Source organism: Neisseria shayeganii 871 (genome assembly GCF_000226875.1).
GTDB classification, from domain to species: Bacteria; Pseudomonadota; Gammaproteobacteria; order Burkholderiales; family Neisseriaceae; genus Eikenella; species Eikenella shayeganii.
Map to the genome: position 1 here is coordinate 827,451 of NZ_JH164926.1, position 10,873 is coordinate 838,323.

At 59.5% G+C, this 10,873-nt stretch carries 12 protein-coding genes; 8 read left to right on the plus strand and 4 right to left on the minus strand.

The window, feature by feature from the left end; all coding sequences use genetic code 11:
- On the plus strand, positions 1 to 647 hold a 647-nt coding region (locus tag HMPREF9371_RS03790), incomplete at its 5' end, for an ATP-binding cassette domain-containing protein (protein WP_009118587.1).
- Positions 648 to 781: 134 nt separating this feature from the next.
- Here the strand turns inward: HMPREF9371_RS03790 and HMPREF9371_RS03795 are convergent.
- Complete coding sequence (locus tag HMPREF9371_RS03795; RefSeq protein WP_156786986.1) at positions 782 to 1,672, minus strand: endonuclease/exonuclease/phosphatase family protein; 891 nt, start codon at positions 1,670 to 1,672, stop codon at positions 782 to 784.
- Between the two features lie 38 nt (positions 1,673 to 1,710).
- Positions 1,711 to 2,301 (minus strand): LolA family protein, encoded by a 591-nt coding sequence (locus HMPREF9371_RS03800; RefSeq protein WP_009118589.1) that lies wholly within the window; start codon positions 2,299 to 2,301, stop codon positions 1,711 to 1,713.
- A 346-nt stretch (positions 2,302 to 2,647) separates the two neighbouring features.
- Here HMPREF9371_RS03800 and ptsN point away from each other — a divergent pair, with 346 nt between their 5' ends.
- The 4 genes from ptsN (at position 2,648) to ylqF (ending at position 5,900) form a co-directional block, all read left to right on the plus strand.
- Complete coding sequence (ptsN, locus tag HMPREF9371_RS03805) at positions 2,648 to 3,097, plus strand: PTS IIA-like nitrogen regulatory protein PtsN (protein ID WP_009118590.1); 450 nt, start codon at positions 2,648 to 2,650, stop codon at positions 3,095 to 3,097.
- A gap of 3 nt (positions 3,098 to 3,100) precedes the next feature.
- The gene (gene hprK / locus HMPREF9371_RS03810) at positions 3,101 to 4,063 is read left to right on the plus strand and encodes an HPr(Ser) kinase/phosphatase (RefSeq protein ID WP_009118591.1); all 963 of its coding nucleotides are present in this window, start codon (positions 3,101 to 3,103) and stop codon (positions 4,061 to 4,063) included.
- Positions 4,044 to 4,892 carry an RNase adapter RapZ gene (gene rapZ, locus HMPREF9371_RS03815; protein WP_040660123.1) on the plus strand — a complete coding sequence of 283 codons (849 nt, stop codon included), beginning with the start codon at positions 4,044 to 4,046 and terminating at the stop codon, positions 4,890 to 4,892. Before hprK ends, rapZ begins: the two co-directional genes overlap by 20 nt.
- Positions 4,893 to 4,964: 72 nt before the next feature.
- Positions 4,965 to 5,900 (plus strand): ribosome biogenesis GTPase YlqF, encoded by a 936-nt coding sequence (gene ylqF, locus HMPREF9371_RS03820; RefSeq protein WP_009118593.1) that lies wholly within the window; start codon positions 4,965 to 4,967, stop codon positions 5,898 to 5,900.
- A gap of 380 nt (positions 5,901 to 6,280) precedes the next feature.
- Here ylqF and HMPREF9371_RS03825 read toward each other — a convergent pair whose 3' ends face one another.
- Positions 6,281 to 6,529: a DUF1289 domain-containing protein gene (locus HMPREF9371_RS03825; protein WP_009118595.1), complete on the minus strand. Its 249-nt coding sequence runs from the start codon at positions 6,527 to 6,529 to the stop codon at positions 6,281 to 6,283.
- Between the two features lie 151 nt (positions 6,530 to 6,680).
- On the opposite strand from HMPREF9371_RS03825, the gene HMPREF9371_RS03830 reads away from it, so the two are divergent.
- Positions 6,681 to 7,409, plus strand: a complete 729-nt coding sequence (locus HMPREF9371_RS03830; protein ID WP_009118596.1) for a YebC/PmpR family DNA-binding transcriptional regulator — start codon at positions 6,681 to 6,683, stop codon at positions 7,407 to 7,409.
- Between the two features lie 241 nt (positions 7,410 to 7,650).
- Positions 7,651 to 8,925, plus strand: a complete 1,275-nt coding sequence (gabT, locus tag HMPREF9371_RS03835) for a 4-aminobutyrate--2-oxoglutarate transaminase (protein WP_009118597.1) — start codon at positions 7,651 to 7,653, stop codon at positions 8,923 to 8,925.
- Between the two features lie 54 nt (positions 8,926 to 8,979).
- On the opposite strand, the gene HMPREF9371_RS13155 is transcribed toward gabT, so the two are convergent.
- A complete protein-coding gene (locus tag HMPREF9371_RS13155) occupies positions 8,980 to 9,153 on the minus strand; it encodes a lipoprotein signal peptidase (protein ID WP_232203119.1) in 174 nt (57 codons plus the stop codon).
- A 97-nt stretch (positions 9,154 to 9,250) separates the two neighbouring features.
- Here HMPREF9371_RS13155 and HMPREF9371_RS03840 point away from each other — a divergent pair, with 97 nt between their 5' ends.
- Positions 9,251 to 10,705 carry an NAD-dependent succinate-semialdehyde dehydrogenase gene (locus HMPREF9371_RS03840; RefSeq protein ID WP_009118599.1) on the plus strand — a complete coding sequence of 485 codons (1,455 nt, stop codon included), beginning with the start codon at positions 9,251 to 9,253 and terminating at the stop codon, positions 10,703 to 10,705.
- The last annotated feature ends 168 nt before the right edge of the window (positions 10,706 to 10,873 follow it).

The following is a 10,873-nucleotide window of genomic DNA, read 5'->3' on the forward strand; positions in this document are numbered from 1 at the left end:
ACCGCATGAAAGGGCACTTATGCAAAACCGAAACCGCCCGCGGCGTATTGTCGGCCGAAGGGTTGACGCTGTACCGCAGCGACGGCGGCATTTTACTGGCCAACATCGGTTTTCCGGTAGCCGACGGCGATGCACTGCTGATCCAAGGGCCTTCCGGCTGCGGTAAAACCTCCCTGCTGCGGGCACTGGCCGGTTTGTGGCCCTTCGGCAGCAGCGGCCGCATCCGTAGCCCGGCGCACGGCCAGACGCTGTTTGTGCCGCAGCACCCCTATATGCCGCAAGGCACATTGCGGCAGGCGCTGTGTTATCCCGATTTGCGGCCGGATGATGCCGCCCTGTACCGGGCGATGGACGGCTGCCGCTTAGGCTACCTGAAAAGCTGTTTGGATCGCGAAGACGACTGGCAGCACAAGCTCTCGCCCGGCGAATTGCAGCGGGCGGCCTTTATGCGCATCGTATTGGGCAGGCCGCAACTGGTGCTGCTGGACGAAGCCACTTCGGCTTTGGACGAAGAAACCGAAGCCGCCCTTTACCGGTTGATCCGCATGGAATTGGCCGGCAGCATGATTGTGAGCATCGGTCACCGCAGCAGCCTGAACGCCTTTCACAATAAAGTGGTGCGCATCGGCGAGGCGGCCTGCGCCTGACGGCTTTCAGGCGGCCTCAAAGACCGTTGGCAAAAAGCGGCAGACGCGTACCTACAGAAAAACCGACACCGTGCCGGCCTCGGCGGCAACCGTGTCGGTTTTTCTGTTGCTACGCTGCTGCAGTCTGCTCGCCGTCAAGGCCGCGGCCAAGACAAGAGCAGCGCCCGGTGGTCGGAATGCTGCCAAGGCAGGGCGGCGGTGTGCAGGGGGAAGTTGGCGAGCGCGTGGTCGATGTTGATGAACAGCGGGCGCCAGGTGGGCTGCATCATCGGGGTGTAGGGGGGTGTGCCGGTATGCCTTGTAAAACGTCGGAACAGCGGGGAAAACGGGCTGCTGTTGAAGTCGCCCACCACGACGACTTTGCCTGGTTCGCGGCCGATTTCGGCGGCGGTGTGCGCCAGATAGGCGCTGCGCGCGGCGGCCAGTTGGCTATTGACGGGCGGCGGCGGATGCAGGGCGTAAACGGCGGTGCCGTCGGGCAGTTCGGCGCGGATGTAGGAGAATTCCTGATGCTGCCGGATGTCGCAGGCGGCTAAGGGGTGGCGCGACCAGACGGCTAGGGCAAACGGGCTGTATTCCTGATGGGTGCAGCCGTGAGGATGGCGGCGGCGCAGCTCGGCCCAACGCGGGTCGTCGGCCTGGATTTCGGCCAGTGCCAAGACATCGGGCTGTTGCGCCAAGAGGGCGGAGGTTTCGGCTGCGGGGTAGGGATTATCGAGGCGGACGTTGTACCACACCATCCGCCAAGCGGGCGCGGCAGGGGCGGGCAGCGGGGCGTCTGAAGAGAAAGGTTGCCACATTAAAACGGCTGCGGTGAGGGCGGTGCCCAGCCAAATCCGGCGTCGTCTGCCTTGGGTGAAGGCCGCGGCGGCGGCAAAGAGTGCGGTGTAGTGGGGCAGGAAATGGCTGAATAATTCGGCCGGCCAAAAAACCGCACCCAGGGTTTGGCTGAGCAAAAAGGCGGCCAGTGCCATGACGGACAGCCAGTGCAGGCGGTGTGACAAATAGCGGCGGAGAGCGGACATGGCGGCTGGGCGCATGGTTTTGTTTTAAGAAGGAAACTCTACGGGGCGAGCGCTTGGGCGGCGGGGCCGCTGAGGGCTTGGCCGGCCTGCAGTTGGTGGAACTGCATCACGGTGCGGTCGCCCTGTTTTTCGTTCAGCTCGATGCGTTGCACCAGTTGGCCGCCTTCCACGGTGATGCTGTCGAACACCTGCCGCATGACGGCGGTTTTGGGCGTCAGCTGCAGCCGCCATTGGCGGGCGTGGCCGGTAAGGCGGGTGTCGAACTGGCGCTGCAGCTCGCGCATGTCGCCGCCGAGCACGGCCATAAAGAGTTTGACTTGGGCGGCCTGGCCGCTTTGGCGGGTGCTGCGCCATTGGCCGCCGCTCCATTGGGCGATGCCGTCCGGGCGCACGCGCAGACGCAGGTCGAAAGGCTGGTCGATCTGCCAATAGAGGCCGTGGCGGTTTCTCAGGGCGAAGCGGCCTGAGGTCTGCATGGGTTGGCTGAGGGTGCGCAGGAAGCGCTGTTGGGTGAAGCTGCCCTGCACGGTGGCGGGCTGTTGCAGCTGGGCGGTCAGCTGGGCGGTGTCGAAGGCCCAGGCGGGCAGGAAGGTGAGGCAGAGCAGGAGGGCAAAGAAGCGTTTCAGCATGAGGGTATCCTTTTCAGGTAGCCTGAGCGGGTGTTTAGAATGTGGGCGATAGATAATGGCCGGGGGCAGATTGCCACGCTGCGCATTGTAGCGGCAAAGCCGCAATTGAGCGGCAGGCGGCGTGCAAAAAAGCGCAAACCCGCCCTGTCGGCAGGCTACCTGAAAACAGGGCGGGCAGCAGGCGGCGGCGGGCTTTTCAGGTAGCCGCTGCGGCGAATAAGGTGTTTACGATTCATGTATTTATTTATTTTTTCTATCGGGCGGCAGGGGCGGTAGCGGCAGGATGATTGTCCTTCCCCTGCATGGCGGGTACAATCCGCTCCGTTTTACCTTTTAGACAAATGACATGAGTTTGATTGAAACCATTCTGCCGCTGAGCCACATTGTGCTGGATTTGGAAGTGGGCAGTAAAAAGCGGCTGTTCGAGCAGGTGGGATTGTTGCTGGAAAACGAAGCCGGCCTCGGGCGGGCGGAAGTGTTCGACTGCCTGTTTGCCCGCGAGAAGCTCGGTACCACCGCGCTGGGGCACGGGGTGGCGATTCCGCACGGCCGCGATGCCGCGGTGCAGCAGATCACCGGCGCTTTTGTGCGTCTGAAAGAGCCGCTGGCGTTTGACGCGCCCGACGGCAAGCCGGTGTCGTTGGTGTTTGTGCTCTTGGTGCCGGAAAACAGCGCCGGCAGCCACTTGGAAGTGTTGGCCGCGCTGGCCGACAAGTTTTCCGTGAAGGCGGTGCGCGAGCAGCTGATGGCCTGCGAGACGCCGGAAGCCGCCCGCCAAATCCTTACATCAGAATAAACCATGCCGAGTATTTCCGTCCGCAAGCTCTACCAAGACAACCAAACCAAGCTGCAGCTGGCTTGGGCGGCCGGAACGGCCGGCGCGGACAACCGCATCAGCGTGGATGCCGACAAGCCCGTTTTGGCGCTGGTCGGCCATTTAAATTTTATCCACCCCAATCAGGTACAGGTGTTGGGCGTATCGGAGGTGGAATACCTCAATAAAATGGAAGCCGGCGACATCAAAGCCAGCTTCGACGAGCTCTTTGACCTCACCATGGCGCTGGTGATTGTGGCCAACGATCTGCCCGTGCCTTATATGCTGCGCGACTACTGCCACACCCATCAGGTGCCGCTGCTCACTTCCAAAATAGAAAGCCCGTTTCTGATGGACGTGCTGCGGATTTATCTGCAGCGGGCGCTGGCGGTGTCCACCGTGAAACACGGCGTGTTTCTCGACGTTTTCGAAATCGGCGTGCTGATTACCGGCCAATCCGGTTTGGGCAAAAGCGAATTGGCGCTGGAGCTGATCTCGCGCGGCCACGGCTTGGTGGCCGACGATGCGGTGGAGCTGCACCGTACGGCGCCGGAATTGCTGGAAGGCCGCTGTCCGGCCACTCTGCGCGATTTTCTGGAGGTGCGCGGTTTGGGCGTGCTCAATATCCGCACCATCTTCGGCGAAACCGCCGTGCGCCCTTCCAAACCCCTTAAACTTATCATCAATCTCGTGCTGGCCGACGACCACTATATGCAGGGTTTGGAGCGGCTGAGCATTCAAAGCGAAACGCAAACCATCTTAAACGTTGCCGTACGCTCGGTTACCCTGCCGGTGGCCGTGGGCCGCAACCTCTCGGTATTGGTGGAGGCCGCCGTGCGCAACTACATCCTGCAAACCCGCGGCAAGGACAGCACCAAAGAATTTTTGGAGCGCCACACCGCCATGCTGAAGGAGGATGAACGCCGTCATGAGGATCGTGCTGATTAGCGGTTTGTCCGGTACCGGCAAGTCGCTCGCCTTGGCGTTGTTGGAAAAGCTCGGCTTTTTGTGTGTCGATAATCTGCCGCCGGCCCTGTTGCCGCAGCTGGTGGAGCAGTATGCCGCCGACAGCGGCGTGTATAAATTGGCCATCAGCCTGGACATCCGTGTCGGCTGTTCGCCCGAGAACATCCACAGCTACATCGGCGAATTGCGCCATCAGGGCCACCGGGTGAGCATGCTGTTTTTGGAGGCTTCCAACGAAGTGTTGATGCGCCGCTTCGCCAAATCGCGCCGCCACCATCCGCTGTCTGCCGGCAACCTCACCCTGGCCGAGAGCATTGCCGCCGAGCGCGAAATGATGGCGCCGTGGCGCGACATGGCCTATCGCTTGGACAATCAGGAAGCCAGCCGGGAAGAATTGGCATTCCGCATTCAGGAATGGCTGGCTTTGGAACATGCCGGCGTGCAGGTGGTGGTGGAATCGTTCGGCTTCAAATACGGCGCGCCGCTGAATCTGGATTTCGTGTTCGACGTGCGTGCGCTGCCCAATCCGCATTACGACGAAGCCCTGCGCCCGTTTACCGGGCAGGACGAGTCCATCCGCGCCTATTTCGCCCAATTCCGCATCGTGCAGCAGATGGTGGCCGACATCAGCGGCTACCTGAACCGCTGGCTGCCCGAGCTGGCGCGCCAAACGCGGATTCATGTGGTCACAGTGGGCATCGGCTGCACCGGCGGTCAGCACCGCTCGGTATTCGTGGCCGAGGCCGTGGCCGAACGTCTGCGCGATTACCCCGTGCTGGTGCGCCACCGCCAGCTCAACACCCCCGAATAATCTTTCAGGTAGCCTGTTGCCGTGTTTCTTCGGCTGTACAGGCTACCTGAAACCCTTTGCAGAAAGACAGCTATGGCCATCCAATGGTTTCCCGGACACATGCACAAAGCCAAAAAGGCGATTGCCGAGCGGCTCAAAAGCGTGGACATGGTGATAGAAATGCTGGACGCCCGCATGCCCGCTTCCAGCGAAAACCCCCTACTGGCCCAGCTCTCGCGCGGCAAACCCAAGCTGAAAATCCTTAACAAACAAGACTTGGCCGACCCCGAACGCACCGCCGTCTGGCTGGCGCACTACAACGGCCTGAACGACACCCGCGCCATCGCCCTCGATGCCGGCGACCGGCAGGCGGCGCAGAAACTGGCGGCGGCCTGCCGCGCCATGCTGCCCCAGCGCGGCGGCATCGAAAAACCTTTGCGGGTATTGATTTGCGGCATTCCCAACGTAGGCAAGTCCACCCTCATCAACGGCATGCTCGGCAAAAAATCGGCCAAAACCGGCAATGAGCCCGGCATCACCAAGGCCGAGCAGCGCCTGTTTCTGGCCGACGATTTCTGGCTCTACGACACCCCCGGTATGCTGTGGCCGAAAATCATCGTGGCCGAAGGCGGCTACCATCTGGCCGCCGGCGGTGCGGTCGGCCGCAATGCCCTGGACGAAGAAGAAGTGGCGCTGGAGCTGCTCGACTACCTGCGCCGCCATTATCTGCCGCTCTTGCAGGCGCGCTATCAGGCCGACAAAGACCCTTCCAGCCATTGGGACGACACCGCCTGGCTGGATTGGATTGCCAAAAAACGCGGCGCCGTCTTGGGCGGCGGCCGCACCAATTATCAGAAAGCCGCCGAAATCACCCTCACCGATTTCCGCGACGGCCAAATCGGCCGCATCACGCTGGAAACCCCGCAACAATGGGAAAGCTGGCTGAAAAAGGCCCGCCAGCGCGAAGCCGAGCTGAAGGCCGAACGCGAAGCGCGCAAAGCCGAGCGCAGCGGCAAACCGGCCGGTTGAATCAGCGGTGCCTGCCTGAGTGCCTAAAACGACCACAAAGGCAGGCATGGCGCTTTCAAGCGGTCTGATTTCGCTACAACGCTTTTTTTTACAATACGCTGCAAAGGAATGGGGCAGTAAAACAGTTCAAATGAACCTATTTGAATTTTGGCTGATTGAGGGCTGTTGCAACTGTCATGATGATGCCATTTTGGGTATCAATCACTGCCTGCCGTGGCCCAAATGCCCGAAAATGCCACGTCTTGCTTTTGACTTGATATGCGAATATTTTTCTTAAAAAAACGCTACATTTAGCCAAATGTCAATAGCCCCTAGAGGAACAGCACCGTCTTCGGCTGGCCGCCTTGTTTCATGCAGTGTTATTCGACTGTAAAAGCGGTTTAGAAATCAAAATCCATCTGTTCCGGCAATTCGATTTGCGGGGCATTTTTTTCCGCGGCCAGCTGCAACAGTTTGCGCTTGCGCATACGGCACAGGCGCAGCACGTTTTGTTTTTGCGCATCCGTCAGCTTCAGCCAGTACAACCGTTCCTCCCGGCTGCGCAAACAGCCTTTGCAGTAGCCCTTGTTGTTTACCTGGCAGACGCCGATGCAGGGGCTGGGGATGTTGAAAAATTCGAGTTGTTCCATGATGGCGCGGCAGGCAGGCGGCGGAAGACCGTATTGTAAGCGAAACCGCGCGCTGCGGCAGCGGTGGCGGCATATACAGCGGCTTTTATCCGGCCAAGGGAAAGTGATAAAATCCGCCCCCTGAAAAACCACACCCACAGGATTAAAGATTATGGCCGGCCACAGTAAATGGGCGAACATCCAGCACAAGAAAGCCCGCGTTGATGCCAAACGCGGCAAAATTTTTACCCGACTGATCAAAGAAATCACCGTTGCCGCGCGTTTGGGCGGCGGCGACCCCACCTCCAACCCGCGCCTGCGCTTGGCGATGGACAAAGCGTGGGACGCCAATATGCCCAAAGACAACGTGCAGCGCGCCATCGACAAAGGCACCGGCAATCTGGAAGGCGTGGACTACATCGAGCTGCGCTACGAGGGCTACGGCATCGGCGGCGCCGCGCTGATGGTGGACTGCATGACCGACAACAAAACCCGCACCGTGGCCGATGTGCGCCATGCCTTCAACAAATACGGCGGCAATTTGGGCACCGACGGCTGCGTGGCCTTCAATTTCGCCCACCAAGGCTATCTGGTGTATGCCGACGCCGATGAAGACGCACTGATGGAGGCCGCGCTGGAAGCGGGCGCGGAAGACGTGATTGTGGATGAGGACGGCATCATCGAAGTGGTGACCGCGCCGGCCGACTGGGCGCAGGTAAAAGCCGCCTTGGAAGCCGCCGGTTTTGAGTCGCAAGACGGTGACGTCACCATGCGGGCGCAAAACGAAACCGTGCTCAGCGGCGAAGAGGCGGTGAAAATGCAGAAGCTGATCGACGCTTTGGAAGATTTGGACGATGTGCAAAACGTTTACACTTCCGCCGTTTTGCAGTTTGAAGCATAAAGTGGAAACAGGCTACCTGAAGGCTTTCAGGTAGCCTGTTTGGCATGCTTGCCCGCTCTTTTGTTTTGCTTGGCGAAACCTTTGTTGCGCTGGCGGAATTTTGATTGACACCGCTGCACGGGAAGCGTACCTTACACCCGTTTCATTCCTATTGCCCGCCGCCGCTTTTCAGGCAGCCTGAAAAGCGGCGGTTCAAGCGTAATCCATCTGTTGTTACGATTTTAATGAAAAGGAGACCCTGATGACTTCAACAGCCGAACTGAACCAACAACGCAAAGCCGTTTTGCCCAACGGCTTGGGCGTGATGTGCGACTTTTTCGTGGAAAAAGCGCGTAACGCCGAGCTGTGGACCACTGAAGGCAAGCGCTACATCGACTTTGCCGGCGGCATCGGCGTATTGAATACAGGCCATCTGCATCCCAAAGTACAGAAAGCCGTAGCCGAGCAGTTGGAGCAATTCAGCCACACCTGCTACCAAGTGATTCCTTACGCCTTGTACGGCAAAGTGGCCGAGCGCATCGCCAAGGCCGCTCCGGTAGGCGGCAACGCCAAAACCTTCTTCGTGACCACCGGTGCCGAAGCCGTAGAGAACGCCATTAAAATCGCGCGCGCCAAAACCGGCCGCCGCGCCGTGATCGCCTTCCAAGGCGCCTTCCACGGCCGTACCAACTTCACCTTGGGCCTGACCGGCAAAGTGGCCCCCTACAAATTGAACTTCGGCCCCTTCCCCGGCGACATCTACCACATCCCGTTCCCGAACAAATTGCACAACATCAGCGAAGAAGAATCCCTGAACGCGCTGAACAAGCTGTTGAAAGTGGACGTGGCCCCCAGCGATGTAGCGGCCATCATCATCGAGCCGGTACAAGGCGAGGGCGGTTTCAATGTGGCCCCGTTCAGCTTCCTGAAAGAATTGCGCAAACTGTGTGACGAGCACGGCATCACCCTGATTTTCGACGAAGTGCAATCCGGTTTCGCCCGCACCGGCAAACTGTTTGCCACCGAACACACCGGCGTGGCGCCCGATCTGATTACCTTGGCCAAATCCCTGGCCGGCGGTTTCCCGCTGTCTGCCGTGGTGGGCAAAGCCGAATTTATGGATGCCCCGCTGCCGGGCGGCCTGGGCGGCACTTACGCCGGCAACCCCTTGGCCTTGGCTGCCGCCGATGCGGTGATGGACGTGATTGAAGAAGAAAAACTCAATGAGCGCGCCACCGTATTGGGCGACAAAGTGAAAGCCAAATTCGAACAGTTGAAAGCCGACATCCCGCAAATCGCCGATATCCGCGGCTTGGGCGGCATGGTGGCCGTAGAGTTCATGAACAACGACCAGCCTGATGCCGATTTGCCGAAAAAAGCGCAAGCCATTGCTTTGGAAAACGGTCTCATCATCCTGACCACCGGCATGTACTACAACGTGATCCGCTTCCTGTTCCCGCTGACCATCGAAGATCAGGTATTCGAAGAAGCCATGGGCATTTTGGAAAACGCCCTGCGTCAAGCCGCCAAGGCCTGAGCATAGGCAGAAAAGGCTACCTGAAAGATTCACGGCTTTGCCGCGGCGCTGCTTTCAGGTAGCCTGAGACCTTTGCAAGCCTCCCAGATGTGGATGCAGTTCAAGGCGTAGCAGCGCAGCGAGCGAAGACATATCATATAGATAGGCAAGCGAGCGAGCAGCGCACAACGCAGAAATGCGCCGCAGATGGGAGGCTTGCAAAGGTCTCAGCCTTTCTTGATGATGAATAAGGGCGCAAGGAATTCGGCTTTTGCCGGTGTTTTGCCGGTCGGTTGCGGCCGAAGCCCGAAGCGCGTTGAATTGTTCCGATGCCGAGGAAACCCACATGATTACCCAACTCAAAGACCCTTCCCTGTTCAAAACCCAATGCTATATCGACGGCCAATGGTGCGATGCCGATAACGGTGCCACCATCGAAGTCAGCAACCCCGCCACCGGCGAAGTGCTGGGCAGCGTACCGAAAATGGGACGCGCCGAAGCCAAACGCGCCGTCGAAGCCGCCCAAAAAGCCCTCAAAGCCTGGCAGAACAAAACCGCCAAAGAGCGCAGTGCCGTTTTGCGTAAATGGTTCAACCTGATGATGGAAGCCCAAGAAGACTTGGCCGTCCTGCTCACCCTCGAACAGGGCAAGCCGCTGGCCGAAGCCAAAGGCGAAATCGCCTACGGTGCGTCCTACTTCGAATGGTATGCCGAAGAAGCCAAACGCATCTACGGCGACACCATTCCCGGCCCCTCGCCCGACAAACGCGTATTGGTACTGAAACAGCCCATCGGCGTGTGCGCGGCGATTACCCCGTGGAACTTCCCCAACGCGATGATTACCCGCAAAGCCGCGCCCGCACTGGCCGCCGGCTGCACCTTCGTCGTCCGCCCCGCCTCGCAAACCCCCTTCTCCGCGCTGGCCATTGCCGTCTTGGCCGAACGCGCCGGCGTGCCCGCAGGCGTATTCAGCGTTCTCACCGGCAGCTCCACCGAAATCGGCGAAGTCTTCACCAAAGACGACATCGTCAAAAAATTCAGCTTTACCGGCTCCACCGAAGTCGGCCGCCTGTTGCAGGAACAATGCGCCTCCACCATCAAAAAAACCTCGATGGAACTCGGCGGCAACGCACCCTTCATCGTCTTTAACGATGCCGACATCGATGCCGCCGTACAGGGCGCGATGGCGTGCAAATTCCGCAACGCCGGCCAAACCTGCGTCTGCGCCAACCGCATCTACGCCCAAAGCGGCATTTACGACGAATTCGTCGCCAAACTCACCGCCGCCGTAAACGGCCTCAAAGTCGGCAACGGCCTTGACGAAGGCATCAATTTCGGCCCCGTCATCGACCAAAACGCCGTTGCCAAAGTCGAAGAACACATTGCCGACGCACTGGCCAAAGGCGGCGAAATCGTCGTCGGCGGCAAACGCCACGCAGCCGGCGAACTCTTCTTCGAACCGACCATCGTCCGCAACGCCACCGCCGATATGAAAGTGGCCCGCGAAGAAACCTTCGGCCCCTTGGCACCCGTCTTCAAATTTGAAACCGAAGAAGAAGTTTTGGGCTACGCCAACGACACCGAATTCGGACTGGCCTCCTACTTCTACGCCCGCGACATCGGCACCATCACCCGCGTTTCCGAAGGTTTGGAATACGGCATGGTCGGCGTGAATACCGGCATTCTCTCCAACGAAGCCGCCCCCTTCGGCGGTGTCAAACAATCCGGACTCGGCCGCGAAGGCTCGAAATACGGCATGGACGATTATGTGGAGCTGAAATACGTATTGCTCACCATCTGATGTGTGGCTGTTCGGCAGCAAGCCGCTTGGGCCGGGGCGGATGATTCCGCCACGACAAACCCATCGGGATTTTTCCTGACAGCGGCAAAATGCCCATCAAAAAAGCAGGCTGTGCACCAGCCTGCTTTTTCTTGTCTGCGATCTCAGGCTACCTGAAATGCTTTCAGG

Excerpts from the sequence above, each read along its gene's own strand:
- gabT (WP_009118597.1), top strand. The coding sequence starts at position 7,651 with ATGACTTCAACAGCCGAACTGAACCAACAACGCAAAGCCGTTTTGCCC.
- HMPREF9371_RS03840 (WP_009118599.1), top strand. The coding sequence starts at position 9,251 with ATGATTACCCAACTCAAAGACCCTTCCCTGTTCAAAACCCAATGCTAT.
- HMPREF9371_RS03830 (WP_009118596.1), top strand. The coding sequence starts at position 6,681 with ATGGCCGGCCACAGTAAATGGGCGAACATCCAGCACAAGAAAGCCCGC.
- HMPREF9371_RS03825 (WP_009118595.1), bottom strand. The coding sequence starts at position 6,529 with ATGGAACAACTCGAATTTTTCAACATCCCCAGCCCCTGCATCGGCGTC.
- HMPREF9371_RS03800 (WP_009118589.1), bottom strand. The coding sequence starts at position 2,301 with ATGCTGAAACGCTTCTTTGCCCTCCTGCTCTGCCTCACCTTCCTGCCC.
- HMPREF9371_RS03795 (WP_156786986.1), bottom strand. The coding sequence starts at position 1,672 with ATGTCCGCTCTCCGCCGCTATTTGTCACACCGCCTGCACTGGCTGTCC.
- hprK (WP_009118591.1), top strand. The coding sequence starts at position 3,101 with ATGCCGAGTATTTCCGTCCGCAAGCTCTACCAAGACAACCAAACCAAG.
- rapZ (WP_040660123.1), top strand. The coding sequence starts at position 4,044 with ATGAGGATCGTGCTGATTAGCGGTTTGTCCGGTACCGGCAAGTCGCTC.
- ylqF (WP_009118593.1), top strand. The coding sequence starts at position 4,965 with ATGGCCATCCAATGGTTTCCCGGACACATGCACAAAGCCAAAAAGGCG.
- ptsN (WP_009118590.1), top strand. The coding sequence starts at position 2,648 with ATGAGTTTGATTGAAACCATTCTGCCGCTGAGCCACATTGTGCTGGAT.